This window comes from Stieleria varia (assembly GCF_038443385.1).
In the GTDB taxonomy this organism is placed as follows: Bacteria; Planctomycetota; Planctomycetia; order Pirellulales; family Pirellulaceae; genus Stieleria; species Stieleria varia.
Genome location: NZ_CP151726.1, coordinates 123,160 through 144,778, shown reverse-complemented (window position 1 = coordinate 144,778; position 21,619 = coordinate 123,160). Strand labels below are relative to the sequence as shown.

16 protein-coding genes are annotated in these 21,619 nt (G+C 54.9%); 10 read left to right on the top strand and 6 right to left on the bottom strand.

Annotated features, from left to right (window positions below; all coding sequences use genetic code 11):
- Positions 1 to 6: 6 nt before the first annotated feature.
- From Pla52nx_RS00580 to Pla52nx_RS00570, 3 genes are read left to right on the top strand one after another with little or no spacing between them, the layout of a single operon-like run.
- Positions 7 to 1,476, top strand: coding sequence for a cytochrome ubiquinol oxidase subunit I (locus Pla52nx_RS00580; RefSeq protein WP_146521849.1), 1,470 nt, complete (start codon positions 7 to 9; stop codon positions 1,474 to 1,476).
- Positions 1,476 to 2,504, top strand: coding sequence for a cytochrome d ubiquinol oxidase subunit II (gene cydB, locus Pla52nx_RS00575; RefSeq protein WP_146521850.1), 1,029 nt, complete (start codon positions 1,476 to 1,478; stop codon positions 2,502 to 2,504). The genes Pla52nx_RS00580 and cydB overlap by 1 nt, the downstream gene beginning before the upstream one ends.
- 20 nt (positions 2,505 to 2,524) lie before the next feature.
- A complete protein-coding gene (locus tag Pla52nx_RS00570) occupies positions 2,525 to 3,724 on the top strand; it encodes a hypothetical protein (RefSeq protein ID WP_146521851.1) in 1,200 nt (399 codons plus the stop codon).
- A gap of 1,218 nt (positions 3,725 to 4,942) precedes the next feature.
- Here Pla52nx_RS00570 and Pla52nx_RS00565 read toward each other — a convergent pair.
- Positions 4,943 to 6,034 (bottom strand): HigA family addiction module antitoxin, encoded by a 1,092-nt coding sequence (locus Pla52nx_RS00565; RefSeq protein ID WP_146521852.1) that lies wholly within the window; start codon positions 6,032 to 6,034, stop codon positions 4,943 to 4,945.
- The gene (locus Pla52nx_RS00560) at positions 6,031 to 6,357 is read right to left on the bottom strand and encodes a hypothetical protein (protein ID WP_146521853.1); all 327 of its coding nucleotides are present in this window, start codon (positions 6,355 to 6,357) and stop codon (positions 6,031 to 6,033) included. The genes Pla52nx_RS00565 and Pla52nx_RS00560 overlap by 4 nt, the downstream gene beginning before the upstream one ends.
- Positions 6,358 to 6,731: 374 nt before the next feature.
- Between Pla52nx_RS00560 and Pla52nx_RS00555 the strand changes: the two genes are divergently transcribed.
- The 4 genes from Pla52nx_RS00555 to Pla52nx_RS00540 all read left to right on the top strand — a co-directional run bounded on the left by Pla52nx_RS00555 (position 6,732) and on the right by Pla52nx_RS00540 (position 12,289).
- A complete protein-coding gene (locus Pla52nx_RS00555; protein WP_146521854.1) occupies positions 6,732 to 7,958 on the top strand; it encodes a nucleotidyltransferase domain-containing protein in 1,227 nt (408 codons plus the stop codon).
- A gap of 751 nt (positions 7,959 to 8,709) precedes the next feature.
- Entirely contained in the window at positions 8,710 to 9,672 is a 963-nt protein-coding gene (locus Pla52nx_RS00550; RefSeq protein ID WP_146521855.1) for a CBASS cGAMP-activated phospholipase, read from the top strand.
- A gap of 119 nt (positions 9,673 to 9,791) precedes the next feature.
- Positions 9,792 to 11,774 (top strand): acyl-CoA dehydrogenase family protein, encoded by a 1,983-nt coding sequence (locus tag Pla52nx_RS00545; RefSeq protein WP_146521856.1) that lies wholly within the window; start codon positions 9,792 to 9,794, stop codon positions 11,772 to 11,774.
- Positions 11,775 to 12,106: 332 nt separating this feature from the next.
- The gene (locus Pla52nx_RS00540; RefSeq protein WP_146521857.1) at positions 12,107 to 12,289 is read left to right on the top strand and encodes a hypothetical protein; all 183 of its coding nucleotides are present in this window, start codon (positions 12,107 to 12,109) and stop codon (positions 12,287 to 12,289) included.
- A 460-nt stretch (positions 12,290 to 12,749) separates the two neighbouring features.
- Here the strand turns inward: Pla52nx_RS00540 and Pla52nx_RS00535 are convergent, their stop codons facing one another.
- The 3 genes from Pla52nx_RS00535 to Pla52nx_RS00525 form a co-directional block, all read right to left on the bottom strand.
- Positions 12,750 to 13,886: a prenyltransferase/squalene oxidase repeat-containing protein gene (locus Pla52nx_RS00535; RefSeq protein WP_146521858.1), complete on the bottom strand. Its 1,137-nt coding sequence runs from the start codon at positions 13,884 to 13,886 to the stop codon at positions 12,750 to 12,752.
- 567 nt (positions 13,887 to 14,453) lie between these two features.
- Positions 14,454 to 14,606, bottom strand: coding sequence for a hypothetical protein (locus Pla52nx_RS00530; RefSeq protein ID WP_197454857.1), 153 nt, complete (start codon positions 14,604 to 14,606; stop codon positions 14,454 to 14,456).
- A gap of 489 nt (positions 14,607 to 15,095) precedes the next feature.
- Positions 15,096 to 16,421: a glycosyltransferase family 4 protein gene (locus tag Pla52nx_RS00525; RefSeq protein ID WP_146521859.1), complete on the bottom strand. Its 1,326-nt coding sequence runs from the start codon at positions 16,419 to 16,421 to the stop codon at positions 15,096 to 15,098.
- A 125-nt stretch (positions 16,422 to 16,546) separates the two neighbouring features.
- Here Pla52nx_RS00525 and Pla52nx_RS00520 point away from each other — a divergent pair, with 125 nt between their 5' ends.
- Genes Pla52nx_RS00520 through Pla52nx_RS00510 form a run of 3 tightly spaced genes read left to right on the top strand, consistent with a single transcriptional unit; the run spans position 16,547 to position 20,172 of the window.
- On the top strand, positions 16,547 to 17,581 hold the full coding sequence (locus tag Pla52nx_RS00520; protein ID WP_146521860.1) for an ROK family protein: 1,035 nt from the start codon (positions 16,547 to 16,549) through the stop codon (positions 17,579 to 17,581).
- Positions 17,578 to 19,377, top strand: coding sequence for a translation elongation factor 4 (gene lepA, locus Pla52nx_RS00515; RefSeq protein WP_146521861.1), 1,800 nt, complete (start codon positions 17,578 to 17,580; stop codon positions 19,375 to 19,377). Before Pla52nx_RS00520 ends, lepA begins: the two co-directional genes overlap by 4 nt.
- Positions 19,378 to 19,404: 27 nt before the next feature.
- Positions 19,405 to 20,172, top strand: a complete 768-nt coding sequence (locus Pla52nx_RS00510; RefSeq protein ID WP_146521862.1) for a 3-keto-disaccharide hydrolase — start codon at positions 19,405 to 19,407, stop codon at positions 20,170 to 20,172.
- Between the two features lie 229 nt (positions 20,173 to 20,401).
- Here Pla52nx_RS00510 and tal read toward each other — a convergent pair whose 3' ends face one another.
- Entirely contained in the window at positions 20,402 to 21,382 is a 981-nt protein-coding gene (tal, locus tag Pla52nx_RS00505) for a transaldolase (RefSeq protein ID WP_146521863.1), read from the bottom strand.
- Between the last annotated feature and the right edge of the window lie 237 nt (positions 21,383 to 21,619).

The window sequence follows — 21,619 nt, the reverse complement described above, 5'->3', positions numbered from 1 at the left end:
ACCCTAATGGACGTTGAACTTCTCAGCCGGCTGCAGTTTGCCGGCACGATCATGTTCCATTATCTGTTCCCGCCGCTTTCGATCGGCTTGGGGCTGCAGTTGTTTCTCTGCGAGCTGGCGTTTTATCGCACTCGCAATCCCGCATGGGAAGCAGCGGCTCGGTTCTGGACTCGAGTGTTCGCGGTGAACTTTGCCATGGGCGTTGCCACGGGCATCGTCATGGAGTTTGAGTTTGGGACCAACTGGGCGGCTTATTCACGATTCGTCGGTGACGTGTTCGGCTCGGCGCTTGCCGCAGAGGGTATCTTTGCGTTCTTCCTGGAGAGCGGTTTCTTGGCAGTACTGGTGTTCGGCTGGGATCGTGTCGGTCCCACGATGCACTTGCTGAGCACGTTGATGGTGTTTCTTGGTTCTGTGTTCAGCGCCGTGTGGATCGTGGTTGCCAACAGTTGGCAACAGACGCCGGCGGGGTACGAGATCGTTTGGCACGACGTGCAAGGCGAAATGATGCCTCGCGCGGAAGTCACCGATTTCTGGGCAATGGTGTTCAATCCATCCTCCGTGGACCGATTGACGCACACCTTGATCGGTGCCTTTGTCCTCGGAGCGTTCTTCGTCGCCTCGGTGTGTGCGTACTACTTGCTGAAGGGACGCCACGATGAAATCGCCAAACGCTGTCTTTCGATTTCCTTGCCCACCTCGCTGCTGTTCACGATCGCTGCGGCGATGTCTGGCCACCATTCTGCTCAGCAGTTGGTGGAGACACAGCCGGCCAAGTTGGCGGCAATGGAGGCACATTTTCATTCCACCGACGACCCGACCGGTTTGTACCTGTTTGGATGGCCAGACGCAGAGACGGAGCAAGTGCACTTCGGTGTCCAGGTTCCCAACCTGTTGAGCTTGATGGTCTACAACGATCCTATGCAACCCGTACCGGCGATGGATCAAATTCCTGAAGACGAACGACCACCGGTTTGGTTGCCCTTTCAGACCTTTCATTTGATGGTGGGACTGGGCACCATGATGATCGGGGTGTCGATGCTCGCCTGCTGGTCTTGGTACCGCGACGTGCTGTTGCAACGCCGATGGTTGCTGTGGGCAATCGTTTTCATGCCGATCGCTGCGATGACGGCCAATCAAGCGGGTTGGATCACAGCAGAAGTCGGTCGACAACCGTGGATCGTATATCCATCAGTCCAAAACGGCGTCGAGATGATGGGGTTGCGAACGTCCGAGGGCTTGAGCGAGTCGGTGACCGCCGAGCAAGTGCTCAGCTCGATCATCTTGTTCGGAATCATCTACTCGTTGTTGTTCGCAGTATGGGTATTTGTGCTGAATCACAAGATTCAGCACGGCCCCGAATCAGTTGATCAGTTGCTGGAGCACAAACGAAAGTTGGCTGGACAGTCCATGGCCGAGGCGTTCGGTCAACACGGGACATCGCGTGCCGGCGGGATGATGGAGGACGACAACTGATGAGCTACGAACTCCTCACGTTGATTTGGTTTGTCCTACTCGGCGTGCTGTTGTGCGGCTACGCGATCTTGGACGGTTTCGATTTGGGCGTTGGAATCCTGCATCCCTTCATTGCCAAGGACGACCAGGAGCGGCGACTGGTGATGAATTCCATCGGACCGTTGTGGGACGGCAACGAAGTCTGGCTGGTGACATTTGGCGGGGCGTTGTTCGCCGCGTTTCCCGTTGCCTACGCGACCGTGTTCAGCAGCTTCTACACCGCTTTCTTTCTGCTGCTGACCTGTTTGATCGGGCGCGCGGTGAGTCTGGAGTTTCGTTCCAAGGTCCATTCACCTGCGTGGCGAAGGATGTGGGACTTTGGATTCTTTCTCTCGTCATTGACGGCCGCGATGCTGCTGGGGATTGCCGGTGGAAACGTGATGGCGGGAATGGAACTGGGGCCAAAGTATGTCTATCAGGGCAGCCTGTTGAGTCAGGTGTACTGGTATCCGCTGTTGGTCGGATTCCTAACCGTGTCGTTGTTCGCGTTGCACGGAGCGATCTATTTGTTCCTCAAAACGGAGCACGAGCTGCAGGCAAGGGTGCGTCGTGCGATCATGCCGTTGTTCTATGTTTTCGCCGCCTTATACACGGTTGTTACCGTGGTAACTTGGTGGCATGTTCCCCACGCGACGGCGAACTTGTCGGATTACCCGGTGCTTTGGATCGTGCCGGTTCTCAATGCCCTGGCCGTGTTGAACATTCCTCGTGCGATGCATCTGGGGAAGCCGGGCTATGCGTTTTTCTCGTCGTCGATGGTTATCCTGGCTTTGGCAGCTTTGTTCAGCGTCGCAATCTTTCCAAACTTTATGTTGTCCACCATCGACCCGGCGTATAGCGTGAACATACAGAATGCACGCAGTAGTCAGCAAACACTCGGGACCATGCTGATCATCGCCGCCATCGGAATTCCGTGCGTGCTCAGCTACACCGTGATCATCTATTGGATCTTTCGAGGCAAAGTCAAATTGGACTCGCACAGTTACTGACATGTTTCTGAGGTGAAACCATGCAAGCGAACATTGAACGACGTAAGTGGTGGCATTTTGTCCGACCGGCAGCGGCTGTGGTGATCGGCGTTGTCTTTCTATTGTTCGGTTCGTCGCATGCATCGGCACAGGCAACTCAGCAGGCAATACGTCTAACCAATCTGGACACCATCGACGCGGACGACATTCACTGGTCACCGCGTGATCGTGACGGGCTGGCTGCTGGTATTCGCTTCCTTTCCCGGCCGATGCCTGGTGATCCGACGATGATCATTCAGCATTTGGTTCGCAATGAAAGCGAAGAACGACAGCAAGTACATTTGTCGATTCACGGCAGGGATCCGTCACTGTTGACGTTGTCCGCAGGCAACCGGATCGACGTTCATTTCAGCGGATCATGGGAGGACGACCTGGAGTTGGCCCCCGGCGAAGTGATCGGTCGGGGACACTGGCGATCGATGATTTCACTCAAAGGGCTTTCGCCAGGCGACTACACGGTTCACCTCGGGGCATCGGTCTTTGTTCGAGACGAAGAAAGAATCGGGACCAGTCACGGTCTGCCGATGTCACTGAAGCTACCCGCCCCGGTGTTTGGCAAAATCGAACCCGATCGACTGGAGCAAGCCCAGGCGATGGACAATGCCAAGGGATCGTTACCGATTCGCTGGGGAACCCCGGTGGGTGGACTAAGAATCGGAACGATGGCGGCGGGTGATGAGTCCAATGTCGAAACCGTATTTCATCATGGCGAGTTGGCTCGATTGGGATTGTTCGTCCAGAATGTGTCTGGATCGAGAGTCAAGTGTCAGTTGATGTTGTCGCATCCATGTGACGGATGGGGAATGAACATTGTCGATTCCGATGGCAGCACGATCATGCCCCACCAAGGTTTCATGACGGGGTTCAGTCCCCAGCGTTCATTTTCCGCAACGCTGGAGCCGTTGGAGATTCAGCCGATCACGGGCAAGTTGCCCAAGTTCCGCGAGGGCAATGAAGACAAAGGTTTCACACCGGAGTTGACGCCTGTCGAATTCTGGGTGGCGGAGCAGAAGTCAGCTGAAACCGAGTTTCGCCCTCCCTACACCTACGGCATGCCGCCGGGTCATTACCTGGTGAGTTGCTACGTCCGCCTACGCCGCGACGACATCCCCGGTTTTGATTTGTCCCTGCAAACCGGCAGCATAGATTTCCAAGTCATCGCGGCGAAAACACCCCAGTAGCGCACATAGGCGAGTCTCTCCGAGACTCGCAAATCGATTGCTGACGCACATCGTTGCACGTCGGCAGCGGCCTCCTGCTGCGGTCGCAGATTGATCAGTCGCGTCCCAATGGACACACCGTCCGCAATTCGCCGAAATCCCTATCCGCGTCGGTCGATGCAACCGAGGAGAGTTGCGGCGTATGGCATTTCACGTCGGCATTCATCGGCGAGATTCCGTCTGAACAAACTGAGTGGGACCAATAGGACAAATGCGACCCATAAGCCCCATCGGTCCGATGAGCCCCATAGGTCTCATCTATCGGATTTGACAGATCTCTTATCTCACTGCCGCCGAGGTTGGACAAACCTCGCGGAATTGCCGACTCCGAGAGTTGCGTTCGGTGCCTGGGACCGATGAGAAACAAAATCAGGTTTGGGCGTCGACGCGTTGATTCCCATCCTGCAATCAGTGAAGCGTTGTTTCCCCGACAACCCGAAAACCGTTTCCAAAGGAGGTCATCGAATCCGTCCCGAAGGGACAAGACAGAATAGCCCAGGGCAAAGCGCAGCGTCGCCCTGGGTTATTGTGCGTCAATCCCCACCAAGCCCCGAAGCGGGCGCGACAACGGTTTTTCGGCGCGAATTTGAGTTTGATGAACGGTACGTCTACGTCTGGGATTGAGAACCGTGTCTTGCCCTTTCAGGGCGAGTGGGCAGTAGCCAGGTGCTCGGTTACCCAGGGCGGCGCTGCGCTCTGCCCTGGGCTTTCATGTTCGGCCCCTTCGGGACGTGCGGAGAATTAGCCACCTGGCTCTTTGCAAAAATCACGCGGAGCGATGATTGCTTCGTGGATTTCGTGACACCGTTTTCCCGCGCATTCCCCGAGACTCGCAAATCGATTGCAGACGCACACCGTTACGCGTCGGTAGCGGCATCCTGCTGTGGTTGCAGGTTGATCCATCGCGGCCCCACTGGACACACCGCCCGCAATATGCCGAAATCCCCAGCCGCATCGGTCGATGAAACCGACGCATGTTTGGAGTTTTCCAACTTGTGTCGGTGTCTGGAAAATCTCCTAACTACTCCGGCGTCGGCCACCGGTGCAGGCAAAGGCCTTTCCCAAACTCCCAAAAAACGTCCGCGTATGTCTCTTCGTCCGCACTCCATAGTGGTCGCAAGCGGTGGAAGAATCAGTCGCTTCGGTCAAGCTGACTACGCCGGCGGCGTTCAGCCCAGGTCAAAACTCAAATTGCTCTCTAAGCTTTGCAAATTTGCCATAGAGCCTTGGCTTTCCTTTGGCCAACCGGCCAGCAACGATTCCTGGATGAGTCGAAATGCTGTCCGCAAATTGCTCTACAACGGCTGGTTTTTCGTAGTCCAGCTCCATCAACCTAAGAAAATCGTCCTGCGAAATCAAAGCATCGCGTGCGAATTCATCTGCCTCATCCTCTAACCTCTGTGAGGCTGCTGGCAATTCTCCGCAATCAACAAAAGGCGTGTTCTTCTTCGATAAATGAAGAATGACATGCCCCAGTTCATGAAAGAAGGTGAACCAAAAAATATCCGCGTACTTACCACGATCACTAACCTGAATGATAACTTTGTCGTACGCACGATAAGCTGCACCATTAACCTGGCTTCCTTTAAGATGCGGAACCAGAACCAGTGCAATTCCTAGGTCTGAGCAGAGTTGCGTCAACGCAGGCTTCGTTTCCGCGATACAACCTTCAGCAGTGAACGATCTGATTTGAGGTATGCTTGACCGTAGTTTTGCCAAGTCAAATTCGGCAACCTCCATTGCTTTCGAGTGTTGAATGCCGTAGTTGAGCCATGACGCAAGCATGTAATCGGAAGCTTCTCGTTCTTTCGCCTTCCGCCAGGCTGGCTTAAGAGTTTTTAAGTCACAAAGCTTTTCAAAACTTGTGACGGCAAAAAACGAGAGCAGTTCATGAGTCTGTTCAATTAAGTCAGGCCGCTTCTCAATCCAGTTAAGGCGGCACATTTCCGCAACCGGAAAATGCCGTAACATTTTGGCTTCACTTTTAAGGCGTTTTTCTTCCTGCAGTCTCGCTTTGGCAAGCTGATAATCTTTTTCAAGATTAAGCCAAACGCTGGCCGGCAGTCCTAACGCCAGCTCCAACTCAAGAGCTGTGTCAGCAGTAATTTGGCGTTTGCCCTGAATTACTTCGTTGACCTTGTTCGTCGGTCTCCCCATTCGATTGGCAAGCTCAGCTTGCGTCATCGACATGGACTCGAGGATTTCTCGAATTGTTTCCCCTGGCGGTATCGCTACATCCGGCCGGTAGGGTGCGGGTGCAATGCCTGTCATTTCTTACCGTGATAGTTACCGATTAGGACCAGTTCAACTTGAGTGACGGTGCTCGCATCAGGCGTACCGTCGTCAAGTTTTTGGAATTCGCCTGCTGGCCGGAAAACAATTCCGTCCCCTCCGTGCAATTTGATGACGAATTGACCTTGCTGATTCTTCCGACCTTTTCGCTGCATGGTTAGTAAGTGCAAATGTAACGGTGCAGCTCGCGGGGGAATTTGTCCCAGGTTTTCAAATGCTGAAAGTTGCGTGAGACGCAGGACTACCAGAGCGGCGGACCTGGCCGAAAGCTCTTTCTTCGCCACCGCACTTTGAGTCGCCATCTTCTGCAGTTTGGAGTTCGCGTACCCAATTAGCATCGGTGGTTATTCGCCTGAACTTTACCCCAAGGGTCAATAAACAGCATCGCATCAAACACTGGGAAAACAAGCCCCCCGCATGAATCTTCGCTTGAATTTACCCCTAGGGTAAATAAAGACTCGCCTTGCTCTGTTGACTTTGATTACCCTAAGGGTCAATAATAAAAGGGACGCGTTGGCCAGCTCCGTTGCTGGTCAGCAAAAGACGCAGTGCCGGTAGGTCGCCAGCATGGCTGCGTTGAGCCGGATTGGCCCTAATTTGACGCCATTCTCGGGACGAATGTGAAACTTTGTCAACCTGCTCGTCCGAGTTGGGCGACTGAATAGGGAACAATGTAATGAGCAATCAGAGGCGTTTTAGAGAATTGACTCGCGTACTGGAGGACACGTCCGATGAGTTGGATGTGCCCGCGTCTAAATACCAAGACGCGAAAAGCCGTTACCAAGCAGTCGGCGAATTTTTAGGAGAGGATCCCCGTTTAGCAGACTACGACCCACTCGTTTATCCACAGGGATCGTTTGCGCTCGGTACGGCGACACGACCGATCAACGGTGGGGAATACGATGTCGACTCCGTTTTCCTCCTTCGGGCGCCGCCAGCGGGATTGGTGCCGAAGGAGCTTAAAGAGTTAGTCGGCGATCGCTTATTGAGTCCCAGCAGTCGATACCGAGAGATGATTGAACCAAGAGAAGGCGGGCGTCGTTGTTGGACCATTCAATACACCGATACTTCCCATTTTCATTTGGATGTCCTCCCTGCGATCCCCGATGTTGAGGCACTCAGCCTTGATGCCTTGACCGCCAATGTGAAAAACGAATGGATCAAGGATTCGATCCGAATTACTGATTCAATGACGCCGGAATACGCGACTGGTTGGCCCCCGCTGTCATCGTTAAAGAATGATCCAACCCGAAGCAATCCAAGCGGATACGGGAAATTCTTCCGCGAACGGATGGAGGTGCAACTGGAGCAACTTAAGTCATCGCTCGCCATGACCAAGCGAGCGGCGGAAGTCTCCGAGATAGAGGACTTTGAAGTACGGACTCCCTTGCAGCGCCTTGTTCAGCTCCTGAAACGCCATCGCGATGTCAATTTTGGTGACGATGACGATCGACCAATATCAGTCATCATCACGACGCTTGCGGCACAGGCCTATGACAATGAATCCGACCTCGGTGTCGCGATGCTAAATGTTGTTCCCAAGATGCGCAGTTGGATCGAGGATCGGCAGGGGGTTTTGTGGGTTCCCAACCCGGTGAATCCGCTCGAGAACTTTGCCGACAAGTGGGAGGAAGAACCGAGGAAAGCCGAGGTGTTCGACGCTTGGCTTCGTCAAGTTGAGCACGAGCATACCTACTTGCTCACGGAATCTGGCTTTGACAAGGTTGGCGCAGTAATCACCAATGCGTACGGGGAGCGTCCCGCCAACGCGGCAATGAAAAAGCTTGCCAAACGTACGGCGGGTTACGCATCAGTTCCAACGCTCTTGGTTCCAGCTAAATCAAGCGTCGCGACGCCGATAGTGAATACACCTACCGTGCGGTCACAGCCGTGGGGAAACTAACCACCGAAGCGCTGGCAGAGCTAGTCTTCAGTCAGTTTAAAACCTTGCAGCTCAGATATCCCACTTTCCAGCTCTCGATGGCAAGTGATGGTGGTTACCTGCTCGATGGCCAACTGTCCTTTGGCACACAGGTCGACGGCAAGCCAGTTCAAGGCCAATACCAAATCGCCGTTGCGGTCCCAGCGTCGTATCCGGCAACGCCTCCGACCGCGAAGGAGACTAGCGCAAAGATTCCGGATTCATTTCACAAGTTTACGGACTCCCAAGAACTATGCCTTGCTGCACCAGTCGAAGTCGTTCGGGTCTTTCGTGGCGACCCAACGCTAAACGGATACGTGTCAAATTTGGTTCTCCCGTTCCTCATTAACTTTCAATATCGCGAACAGCATGGGACGCTCCCGTTTGGGGAGCTGGCTCACGGATATGAAGGAATCCTCGCCTACTACCAAACGAGATTCGGCACCGAGATTGAGCCAACCCTACGCTTGTTGAAAATATTGGCGGACAAAAACATCGAACGTCAGGTTGAGTGCCATTGTGGATCAGGGATTTCGATACGGGATTGTCACTACGGAAATCTGAAGGAACTGTCCAAGTGCCTTAAGCCCTGCGAGTTCGGCATCGAGCTGGTTGGGATTCTCTCGTGGTGTCTCCAGCAAGACCACATCAAAGTCATAAGTGCATTCATGCCTGCTACAGACCGCCGACGCAGGCGTCGAAAACTCGAAAAGCTAATTGGAAGACGAAAGTGATGAACGACAACTTCTACATTCTCTCGATAGATGGGGGAGGGTATCGTGGGATATTCGCCGCTCATATTCTCGCCAAAATGGAAGATCAATTTGGGATCCAGTGGAAAGGGACATTCAAATTATTTGCCGGAACCAGCACCGGATCGATTCTCGCTGCCGGACTTGCTTGTGGTTTGCGAGCAGAAGCCCTGCTCGATTTTTACAAGGATCATGGGAACATCATCTTCAAGCCCCGCAAAAGGGCATTGGTTGATCCGTTTAAGCTGTTCACGAGCCGCTACTCGAGCGTCGAGCTCAAGAAATTGTTGGACGAAAAGCTGGGTGAAACGCTACTCGGGCAAGTTACCAGCCCGCTGATTATCCCATCGGTTGACATTAGCAATGGCAAGGTCCATGTGCTCAAATCTCGCTATGACCAGGGATTTTGTCGTGATCCCAAAGTCCGGGTAAGTGATGCCGTACTAGCGTCGTGCTCAGCCCCCACCTACTTCGATCCTCGTATCGTCGACAGCTACGAGCTCGTTGATGGTGGACTGTGGGCAAACAACCCAAGCATGGTTGCTGCAATTGATGCGAATTACCGCCTTGGAATTCCCTTTGAGAACATCAGGGTGCTCTCAATTGGAACCGGAACATCGCGCCAGTTTTACCCTCGGTCTGAAGTGCCCCGGTGGACACGTGTGTGGAAGTGGCTGCAGGGCTGGGGCCTGATGACCCGTTGGCAAAGCGGGAAGTTGGTTGACTTGATACTCGAGCTGCAATCTCAAAACGCCCATAGTTCGTTGTGTCTTATGCTTGGCCAGAATCCGATGCACGCGACGAGTGTGCTTCGACTGAACTTTGAGTCAGACACCTATCTTCCGATGGACAAGACATCCAAGGGAGACGATTGGATTGCCCACGCCGATCACTGCTTTACTCACCACGCCGACGACATAAAGGCCTTCCTGAATCTGAAATAGGTTCAGCACGCTAAATCAAACCAATCAATAATCATGATCTTGGGTTGAGGCCAAAACAGCCAGCCGCAACCGAATGGACATCAGCTCAATTGCCCCCTACCAAGCGACGAAAGAATCCAATGCGATCACTAGCTCTACTATTCGTTTTCATCTTCTGTGCCGGGAATTCGGCTATTTGTTCTGCGGACGACACTGCACGTCTACTTGACCCGCAATCGGTCTTCTTGCATCCCAACGAATCCCTGGAAAAAGTTCAGCGAGGCCACTCCGAGGCAACTCCAGTGCTGGTGGCTCAGGGCGAACTGGACCAACTGATCGACTGCAAGGGCGGTGGGGCGTGTCCGATCTCCGCCGCTTTGATCGCATCGCAAGGCCTACGAGCTATGTCCGGTGTCCCCTTGGATCCCTACCCTCACCGGACCGCATTGCGTGTATTCCAATCGAAGCCGGAACTGCTGCAAGGACGAATCAGTAACGACCGAATGGTCATCCTGCTGGATTATCTTTGCGATGATTTGGCCAAGGCATCGGTGGCGATATCCACATTATCAGCGCCGAATAGTCCTCACGCCGCGTTGGGCGAGAAATGGTCTGAAACCGCAGGGCCTGACCTCACCACGGCCCCGGGTGAACTCAAGGTCCTGGCTTACACGGTGACTACCGAGGACGGAAAGGTCCTCGGCCGCCATTTTGTGCTACTGAAGACGAACAACGCGGGCCGGATTCAATACATCGACCCTGGCAAGCCTCTAAAGAAAAGGATGTTCGATGTGGAGTTTCGAGGCGTGCCAACTGCAACTAAGCAGCAGGTGTTCTTTCGTGTGCCAGATGGTTTAGACAAGTCGAAACGGACCTACGAACTTAACACTGTATTCACCGTTCGGTTATTGCCCGAAACAGCGGAGGGTAGCAGGAGCGTCGAGTCACGGGTTGAAAACTTGAAAGCGAAGATAGACAAACTCGCCGAAAGATTGCGGTCATCGGGTGAGCTGACATCGCCGAACACATGGCGGCGAGAGGGGGCCGAGTTCGGCTTGCCTGGCGTTGATTTGCCGACGGGTATTGGCGGCGGTGGTTACTTGGCAACCGAAACTATCGAGCTGTTTCGGCACTGCGGAAAGATCAATTTAAACCTGCGTGATGTCGTGGGGGCGGCACATGCTCGGCCACTGGTAAAGTCCGACTCTCCGATTGCACGAAAGGTCTTGGAGCAAATCGTCGCAGGCGAAGCATATGTTGCGGTTTCGATCACTGAGCCGATGGCGGGATCGAACCCCAAGGAGATGCAAAGCAAAGCGGTGCGATATGAGCGTGGCTTCAAGCTGACAGGACGCAAGCTGTGGAATGCGCGTTTGCGACAAGCTACGCACGTCGTGCTTTATACGTTGGCAGCCGATGACCCAGAGCACACTGGAAAGCGTTCAGCTTTTCTCATTCCCATTGACCATCCTGGATTGAGGGTGGTCGATCGCTACGCACACGGTTTGACAGGCAATTCATTCGGTGGACTGGAGTTCGATGACATGTTTGTCAGCGGCGATCATTTAATCGGTCAAGACGGCGAGGGCGGAAAGATCTTCACGGAGCATTTCCTTTACTGGAGATTGATGCAAGCCGCCGCCGCGATCGGATGCGGCGAAACCGCGTTGAACCGGATGTCAGAACGTCTCAAGACGCGAAAAGCTTTCTACGCCCCAATCGGTCGATTCACGCACCTACAGCAGCCGCTGGGCGAGTATCACACCAAGCTGCTGATGGCGATGGCACTTGCTCGAGAATCGGCTCAGTTGTTGGACAATGGCGACTATGAAGCGGCCAGTTCGTTAATCAACGGCTTGAAAGCCGAAGGCGTTGAAATCGCCTTGTCGGCATGCGATGCAGCAATGCGAGCCCACGGCGCTATGGGCTACAGCCGAGACGTCGACCTCGGCGATCGTGTTCGAGATCTGATGGGATTGCGAATCGCGGACGGCACAACCGACGTAATGCGAATGTCAGTTGTCAAAGAGGCCTATGGCAGCGATCTATGGAAAATGGCTGTGTACGGTAGCTATCCAGACGAACCCGACAGTTCGACGTCAGCAGCGCCGTCAAACCAGTAGCAAAGTGATGCTCAGTGTTTGAAGCATCAAGTTCAGCCGTGCTGCGTTTCTCACTCACGGTTTGACTTGCATTGTCCCACATGTGCGATCGAAAGGATCTCCTGCCGAATATCGGGCGAAACACATTCCCGAATCGAGATCAGTTCGCGAAGTGAATCTTCGCTGTTATTTGCTGCACCCAAGACTGCACATACCGCGTCAGATACTTCCGTTTCGCCTACGTTTTCGATGGTTGTGTAATTCCTGCAGGGGGGCTGATCATCATTCATAGTTACCCACTTCCATGCTCCGGCGGCCGACTTCGGGTCGCCGGACATTTTATGCACCAGTCGATGAAACCGAATCAACTCGGTCGGCTACCGCAGAACTCGCGTCGGTCGGCAATCGGGGCAGCAACCGCTGCAGTTCTTCGCCAGACCGAACTGAGCGAGGACGATGCAACCGAGGAGAGTTGCGGCGTATGGCATTTCACATCGGCATTCATCGGCGAGATTCCGTCAGACCAAGTTGAGTAGGACCAATAGGACAAATGTGACCAATAAGCCCCATCGGTCCTAAGAGTCCCAAAGGTCCCATCTGTCGGATTTGACAGATCTCTTTTCTTTCTCCCACTGAGGTTGGACAAACCGCTCGGGCTTGCGCGATCGCCTTCGTGAAGGAGGTGACGGAGACCGACGCGACTTCGGTCGATCCAATTCCGTCTACCGGCGGCCGACTTCAGAGTCTCGCTGCCAGCAGTCCGCAGTTCACTTCGGTGTGGCGCAGATCGGCTCAAGAATGCGAGTTTTGGCCCGTGCCTGTCTTCACTTTAGCCACTTTCACGATAACGTTCCCCGAGTCGGCTTTGTCACCAAAGTGTATTGGCGTTAGAGAAGGTCCGGGAAGAGGGACGCATCATGGTGATTGATTTCGACGCCCCCGGGATCCTCGCATTCGGTTTGCCTAACGGTGAGGTGGATGCTCAGCTCCTGATTCTCACTCAGGCGTGCTCGGCCAACGTTGATCGATGATGGACTCAATCGTTAGGACGTGCATCGCTGTCAAATAGATTGGCCCGGCATGCATGCCCCAACGATCTGGATCTGGATAATCGATCTGCCAACTTGCTCCCGGTTCTCCGCTGGTGTCTGCTGCCGTGCGAACTTGTGAATTCAACAGCATAGGCAGCAATGTGTCTTGCCATCGCTTCGCATATTCGCCACCGATTCGGTTCATAAAGAGTGTTGAAAGGTACCAATAGTAGACATCGCGGCGCGGCGAGCTCCGAACACGAAATTGTGGAAGGTATTGAAATATGAACTCACTACTTGATCGGTCCCGCTGGTCGGGGATGTTGCCGTTCGCGTACAAGCGAATGAGCCCACCTGCGGCCGTCATGCACGGCGACGGCCAGCGTCCATGACGTTGCGTGTCTGTGTCGGGTGCAAAAGGGTTGTAGCGATACTGCTGCGGGGTTCCGGGCATCTCACAAAACTTGATCCACCGCAATAACCCCTCATCAATTGCGGCCGGCACCTGCACGTCTGCCCGTTTGGCAGCAGCACAGGCCAACGCCATCTGACAAGTCACGCTCGTATCGGAGCTTTTCTGTGGCGTGTATCGCCACCCTCCCCTCATTCGATGCTGGCTGGCTGCGATGTAGTCGATTGCGCGTTGAGCAGGTGACTCCAATGCTGGGTCTTTGCGAATCCTCAAGGCATCGCACAGAGCTCGCGTCGCGATGGCGTGGCTGTAAAATGCTACGCTATTGTCCGAGACATCATTTTCACTTCCGTATAGGTTCCCTTCCTCGTCTTGAACGTTGACCAAGTACTCAATACCGGACTGAATGACCGCATCGTGCTTCTGCCGCATTGAGTTTGGCGCCTCAAGAAACGCGAGCAAACATAATCCAGTTGCTGCGCTGTCGCTGTGCAGCAGGACATCCGTCCCGTGCCCCTGAAGAGACCAACTACCGTTACGGTTTTGTCTGTCGATCAGATAAATCAACCCACGAGAAATCGCTTTTTCTGAAGTGACTCGATCAATTTGAGCCGGTTGGTCTGCAAGGCTGACGCCATGATGAATTAGCACGATGAACAAAACCGTGAATCGCAAAGCCATCTGAGACATCCGGCACTCCGTATTTCAATGACTACGTATTTCAATGATTTCGACAGACGCCCTACAATGAGTGGCTGCTTCGAATTGGGAATTCTAGCGAGCAATAGAGTCCCGACGAAGCGCGATTTGCGCTTTCAGGGAAAGCCCCGATTGTTTCGTGCTTTGTCGAGCTTCATTTTTTGCCAAGATCCTCCGCTCACCCAGCTTGAGTCAGCACGCGGATCGACGCGTCAGCCGTGAACATCGAACGTAGATTGACAAAACTCTTATGCCGCCCAGGTTGGACAAACCTCGCGGAATTGCCGACTCCGAGAGTTGCGTTCCGTGCCTGGGACCGACGAGAAACAAATCAGGTTTGGGCGTCGAAACGAAGATTCCCGCCCAGCAATCAGGTTGCTCAGGGCGGCGCTGCGCTCTGCCCTGGGCTTTCATGTTCGGCCCCTTCGGGACGTGCGGAAAACCAGCGTCCTGGCTCCTTGCAACAATCACGCGGAGCGATGATTGCTACGTGGATTTCGTGACACCTCTTTCCCGCACGTTCCGCGTGACTCGCAAATCGATTGCTGACGCACACCGTTACACGTCGGCAGCGGCCTCCTGCTGCGGTCGCAGATTGATCAGTCGCGGCCCCACTGGACACACCGCCCGCAATTTGCCGAAATCCCCAGCCGCTTCGGTCGCTGCAACCGAGGAGAGTTGCGGCGTATGGCATTTCACATCGGTATTCATCTGCGAGATTCCGTCTGATCAAATTGAATGGGAGCAATAGGACAAATACGACCAATAAGACACATCGGTCCTAGAAGTCCCATAGGTCCCATCGATCGGATTTAACAGATCACTTTTCTCTCTGCCGCTGACGTTGGACAAACTTCGCGGAATTGCCGACTCCGAGAGTTGCGTTCGGTGCCCGGGACCGATGAGAAACAAAATCAGGTTTGGGCGTCAACACGGTGATTCCCGCCCGGCAATCAGTGAAGTGCTGTGTTCCCGACAACCCTGTCCCCGACGACCCGAAAACCGCTTGCAAGGGACGTCATCGAATCCGTCCCGAAGGGACAAGACAAAATAGCCCCAGGGCGGCGCTGCGCTCTGCCCTGGGCTTTCATGTTCGGTCCCTTCGGGACGTGCGAAAAATTAGCGTCCTGGCTCTTTGCAAAAATCACGCGGAGCGATGATTGCTACGTAAATTTCGTGACACTTATTACCCTTACGCCCTTAGCTTGCGATCAGGTCTCGGAGTGCTTGGGCGGCGGATTGGATGGAGTGTTTTTCCTGGACCGCTTCTCGGCCTTCACGTGCCAGTTGCCTACGACGTGGAGTGTCCAGTACGAGTTCTCGAATCGATGAACACAACGCGTCGGTGTCTCCCGGTGGAACCAAGATTCCTCCGCCCGTGCTGCGGATCAGTTCGCTGAACGCGCCGTGATCGGGCATCACGACCGGAGTGCCCGCTGCGAGCGACTCCAGCACGAACAGCCCTTTGGGGTCCTCGTACTCGGTCGGGACACACAGCAGATCCAGCGATCGCAGATAATCGATCTTCTGCTTCAGATCGGGGCTGCCGTGATGCTCGAATCGGTCGGCAACTCCGGCTTGCTCCAGACGCTTGAGTTGCGACTGAAAGTACGCTCGGTTGTTTTCACCCAACCAGCCGGCGGCATGCAATTGCACGTGATCCATTGCAGGATCCTTTGCGATTTGCAAGAACGCATCGACCAGCCGGTGGAAACCTTTCTCGGGAGCGATACGAGCGAGGTAGCCTAAGCGAAACGGTTTAGGTGAGGAATCCGACGGATTTGATTCTGCCTGATTCGACGCGGCCGGATCATCGTTCGCGATGGGGTGGAATGCAGAGGTGTCGATGGAGAGTCGCGAGACGACGCGTTTTTCGTGTGGGATCTGCAGCAGCTCGCCCATCTTGTTCGCGTAGAACTGGCTGTGGGCGCAAGCGTGATCGAGCGAGACGATCAGCTCCGTGCACAGCTCGATCGCTTGCTGTCTGGTTTCCGGGTGCAAGTGATCTAGAAAGATATCGTCGCCCTGCAGCAGCACGATCAGTTTGGTGTCGGGCAACCGCGACTTCAGTTCGGGGATCCCTCCGCCAATCAGCAGATTGCTAAAGATCACCGCGTCGGGTTTCATTTCGTCCGCCATCCAGTCGACCAGCCGTCGAAACTCGTCGGCTTGACGGCCGTGAACGCCGCGGAGCATGGACAGGGACAGCTCGCCGAGTTTTCCTGGATCGGTGGAGGCGACACGGCGTGTGGCAAAGTTCAGCAGTGGAGGCCAGTCCAGGACACGGCGGAGGGGGCCCGGCACGAAACGCAGCCAGGGCATCTGTTGGAGCAAGTAGACGTGGATGCCACCGAAAAAGACATGGGCGTCCGCAATGCTATCTTCATCGGTCCGGATCGGGGTGTAGACCGGTTGCAGGACGCAATCGACGCCGAGATCACGAAGTGCTTTGGCCAATGCGTTGTCATGCATGCAACTGCCGCAATACATCCCGGCGGCGCCAGCGGTCAAAAAGACGACTTTCATGTAATTGATCTCGTTGTGGCAATTTCCACGCGTTTCTATACTCCGGCGCGGAAAGATTCCCTGACGAATGCCGTACCGGAGAGGCCGGACCGACGATACCATTGACGCTGCGGAACCCAACGACCATGTCGCTACCCCAACTCCTCGAAATCTCACACGCTCAAGCCCCTTACTTTTGGGGTGTCGATGTCGGCGGGACCGGGATCAAACTCGGGTTGGTCGACGATTTGGGTCGGACGGTAGCGTACGAAAAGATACCCACTCGGGAAGCCGAGGGGGCGTCTGCGGCCGTGGCTCGGATCGCGGACATCATCTCGAAAACGGAGTCGGCGCTTGGAATTGTAGGCCAAGTCCCACAGATTGGCTTGGGGGCTCCCGGCCCGATGGACCTGCCCAAAGGCTTGTTGGTCGCGCCGCCCCAACTACCATCCTGGTGGGGATTCAATATTCGCGACGCGGTGGGCGAGGCGACCGGTCGACCGGTCTCGTTCTTGAACGACGCCAACGCGGCGGCGTTTGGAGAATTTTGGCTGGGAACCGGACGCCATGCCGAGTCGATGGTCTTGTTGACACTGGGCACCGGCGTTGGCGGCGGGATCGTGATCGACGGCGAATTGGTCAACGGGGTGAACAGTTGCGGCAGCGAATGCGGCCATATGATCGTCGACCCCTCGCCGACCGCGCAATTGTGCGTGTGGGGTGGCGGCCGCGGGCACTTGGAGGCTTATGCGTCGGCCAGTGCCGTCGTGTTGCGGACCCGTCAGCGGTTGACCGAGGGTGCCGAGAGTTGCTTGAGCGGTTTGCTGGGCAGCTCGGACAGCGAGTTGACGGCCAAGAAGATTTATGAGGCGGCGAAGAACGAAGGCGACAAGCTGGCTTTGGAGATCATCGATGAAACGGCAAGATGGCTGGGCATCGGGATCACGACGTTGGTCCACGCGGTGGACCCGGGCATCATTGCTTTGGGCGGCGCGATGGACTTTGGCGGAGACGATTGCCCGATCGGACAGCGGTTCTTGCAGAGCATTCGCGAAGAGTTCAAGTCACGTACGTTTGAGAACATTTATGACGGGACGTCGATCGGCTTTGCGTCGCTCGGTCCCGATGCGGGCTACCTCGGTGTAGCCGGATACGCGAGAAAAGAAAACCAATCGCTATGACGACCCATATTCGAAACTTTTGCATCATTGCCCACATCGATCACGGAAAGAGTACGCTCGCCGACCGTTTGTTGGAACAGACCGGCACCGTCAGCAATCGCGAATTGAAAACGCAGATGCTGGACGACTTGGATTTGGAACGCCAACGCGGGATCACGATCAAAGCTCGCGCGGTGGTGATGAAGTTCAAGCGTGGCGGACAGAACTACGAACTGAACTTGATCGACACGCCCGGGCACGTTGACTTTCAATACGAAGTCTCCCGTTCGCTGGCGTGTTGTGAAGGTGCTTTGTTGTTGGTCGATGCTTTCCAAGGCGTCGAGGCTCAGACCGTTGCCAATGCGTTCGCAGCCATGGAACACGATTTGAAAATCGTTCCGGTGATCAACAAGATCGACTTGGACTACGCCCGGCCTGACGAAGTGGCCGAGGAGATGATGAATTCACTCGGCACCGATCCCGACGAGTGCATCCGCGTCAGCGCAAAAACCGGACAGGGCGTCGAAGCCCTGATCGACGCGATCATCGAACATGTACCTGCACCCACGGGCGATCCGTCGGCGGTGTTACAAGCCATGGTGTTTGACTCCAACTACGACGATTACCGTGGTGCGATCACCTATGTCCGCATCATGCAGGGGACCGTTCGCAAGGGACAAAAGATTCGCTTTCTGCGTGCGGGAGCCAACCACGAAATCGTCGAGCTGGGTCAGTTCGCCCCTGCCCGCCAGCCGTGCGAGGAATTGCACGCGGGCCAAGTCGGTTACCTGATTTGCAATATCAAGAGTTTGGGTGATGTTCACATCGGCGACACGGTCAGCATTCCTGGTGATGCGGCGGCCAAACCGTTGCCCGGCTATTCGCGACCCAAACGGATGGTTTACTGCGGATTGTTCCCCAGCGACGGGCAAAATTTCAGTGACTTGCGTGAAGCATTGGAGCGATTGGCGATCAACGATCCGAGCTTTGAATTCGAGCCAGAAACCAGCGACGCGTTGGGGTTTGGATTTCGCTGTGGGTTCCTGGGACTGCTGCACATGGAGATCGTGCAGCAGCGTTTGGAGAACGAATCCGACATCGATCTTGTCCAGACCGCGCCCAACGTGACGTATGAGATCGTCAACAAGCGTGGCGAGACCTTGATGATTCACAAACCGCAGGATGTTCCGGATCCCGGCGACATCGAGGAGTTTCGCCAACCGATCGTGCGATGCAACGTCATTGTCCCCGGTGAGTTTATCGGCGCGGTCATGAAACTGTGCCAAGAGCGTCGCGGGATTCAAAAGAGCCAAGAATACCTCGGCGCCCAGCGTGCCATGTTGACGTACGACATTCCGTTGGCCGAAGTCGTCTATGACTTGCACGACAAGATCAAGAGTTGCACCCGCGGATACGGCACGCTGGATTATGAGATGGTAGGCTATGAACCAGCCGACTTGTGCCGCCTCGACATCTTGGTCAATGGCAAACGCGTCGATGCGTTGAGCGTCGTGTGCAACCGGGCCGACGCTGACCGTCGTGGTCGCGCCGTTGCCAAACGGCTCAAGCAAGAGATCGAGCGTCACATGTTCGAGGTTGCCGTGCAAGCCGCCATCGGCAGCCGAGTGATTGCCCGAGAAACCGTCCCCGCCATGCGCAAAAACGTGACCGCCAAGTGTTATGGTGGTGACATCACACGGAAACGCAAGCTGTTGCAAAAGCAAAAGGAAGGCAAGAAACGCATGAAGGCGATCGGCAATGTCGAGATCAGCCAAAAAGCGTTCATGGCCGTCCTGAGCGACAGCGAAAACGATTGATTCCCACTCCATCAGGAAGCTCACATCATGACACGTTCACCCATCACATCGTTCGTCCTGGCGATCTTGGTTTGCTTGGCATCCTTGACCGCAACGGCAGGCGAAATCGATCCGGCGCAGAAGAGTTGGTTCGAAAAATACAAAGGGCAACAGAACGCTCCGAAAGCGGATGCGATGCTGTTGAACACGGATTCGGAACCTGATGTGACGGACGGATTCACCAGTCTGTTCAACGGCAAGGACTTGACCGGCTGGACCCCCAAGGGTGGTGAGTGCGAATTCAAGGTCCAAGACGGAATGCTGGTCGGACAATGCGTCAAAGGCTCAGCGAGCACCTATCTGTGCACGGACAAATCCGACTTCACTGACTTTGTCTTTACCTGTGACATGAAATGGGAAGTCGACGGGAACTCCGGCGTCATGTTTCGCGCTCAAGCCAAGCCTGGAAAGAATTCCGAAACCGTCTTTGGCCCCCAAGCCGAGATGGAAGGCATCACGGGGGATCGTTTCTGGTCGGGAGGAATCTATGGCCAGAGTTGCGGCGGTTATTTCTACCCGTTGTGGCTGAAAGAACACGCTGAGGCTCGCGCGGCGCTTGATCGTGAAGGTTGGAATCGGTTGACGATCTCTGCGAAAGGCAATGTTGTGAAGACTTGGATCAACGGAGTCCCCGTCGCGCACTGGGTCGACGACGGAACCTACGCCAAAGGATTCTTTGGTTTACAGATCCACAAGGGCAATAAAGGCACCGTGCTATGGAAGAACATTCGCGTGAAAGAGCTTAGCGCGGAGTGAGATAGCTGCCGATGGAGTTGCCTGATGCGTGTCAACGGCGCAGGAGAACGCTGATTGAGTGAGCCGCAAGGCACTAGTGGCGGGCCTCGTGGTGAAGACGAAATGCTTCGAAGCCCGTGGCTAGCGCCATCGGCTCACAGTAAGAACGTAACGCACTCAATCAGCAGTCTCGTTCCTTGGTGGAGGTGGCTGAGCACCGACGCGTTTGAGGGATGCGATTGATATCGCATCAACCCAGTTTCTCGGCGATTGCTTTTTCGAGCTTGCGGATGTCGGCGGAGAACTTGCGGATGCCTTCGGCGGTTTTTTCGGTCGCCATGGCGTCTTCGTTGAGCTGGAACCGGAATGTCTTTTCATCCAGAGAGATCTTTTCCAGATCGCTCTGCTTGGCAGACGCCGGATCCAGCTTTCGCTCGATCGTTTCATTGGACGAATGCAGTTGCGACAACAGGTCGGGACTGATCGTCAGCAGATCGCAACCGGCCAACTCAGTGATTTGGCCCGTGTTGCGGAAACTGGCCCCCATGACTTCGGTCTCGTAACCGAATTTCTTGTAGTAGTTGTAAATCTGACCGACGGACTGCACGCCGGGGTCATCCGCACCGGTGTAATCCGTGCCCGTTGATTTCTTGTACCAATCGTAGATGCGACCCACGAACGGAGAGATCAATTGCACCTTGGCCTCTGCGCACGCGATGGCTTGCGGCAAGGAGAACAGCAAGGTCAGGTTGCAGCGGATGCCTTCCTGTTGCAGCAACTCGGCCGCCTTGATGCCTTCCCAGGTCGATGCGATCTTGATCAGCACGCGGTCTCGCTCGATGCCTTCGGCGGCGTAGAGTCCGATCAAATGTTTGGCCAAGTCGATCGTGCCTTGAGTGTCGAATGACAGCCTCGCGTCGACTTCGGTGGACACTCGGCCGGGAACGATGTCGAGGATTTCTTTACCGAACAGGATCAACAGCCGATTGATCGTCGCGTCAATCTGGTTTTGACCGGAGGCTGTCGAGCTGCCGACTTCCTTGACCGCTTGATCGATCAGATAGCTGTATTGTTCTTGTCCTGATGCAGCCAAGATGAGCGAGGGGTTGGTCGTCGCATCTTGCGGTGCGTATTGCCGCATCGACTCAAAGTCGCCGGTGTCGGCAACCACCTTGGTGAACTGCTTGAGTTGATCGAGTTGCGTCGTATCGGTGGAAGCGGAGGTGGACACGTTCAGGAATCTCCATTGCGTATTGAGGTGAAACGTCGCAACTCATCGTAGCAAATACCACGCCGGGTCCAGAACGTTGCTGCGTAATCCGGTATGAATTCACCGATTTTTCGCAGCCGCGGCTGCGAATGGTTTGCGGCAGAGTATTCTTGTACATCGAAACTGTGTCCTTGGATGTTCTCCATCGCGACAGAGAACGTCGTCTGGCAAATGACAGGCGATCTACTGGGGCCTCTG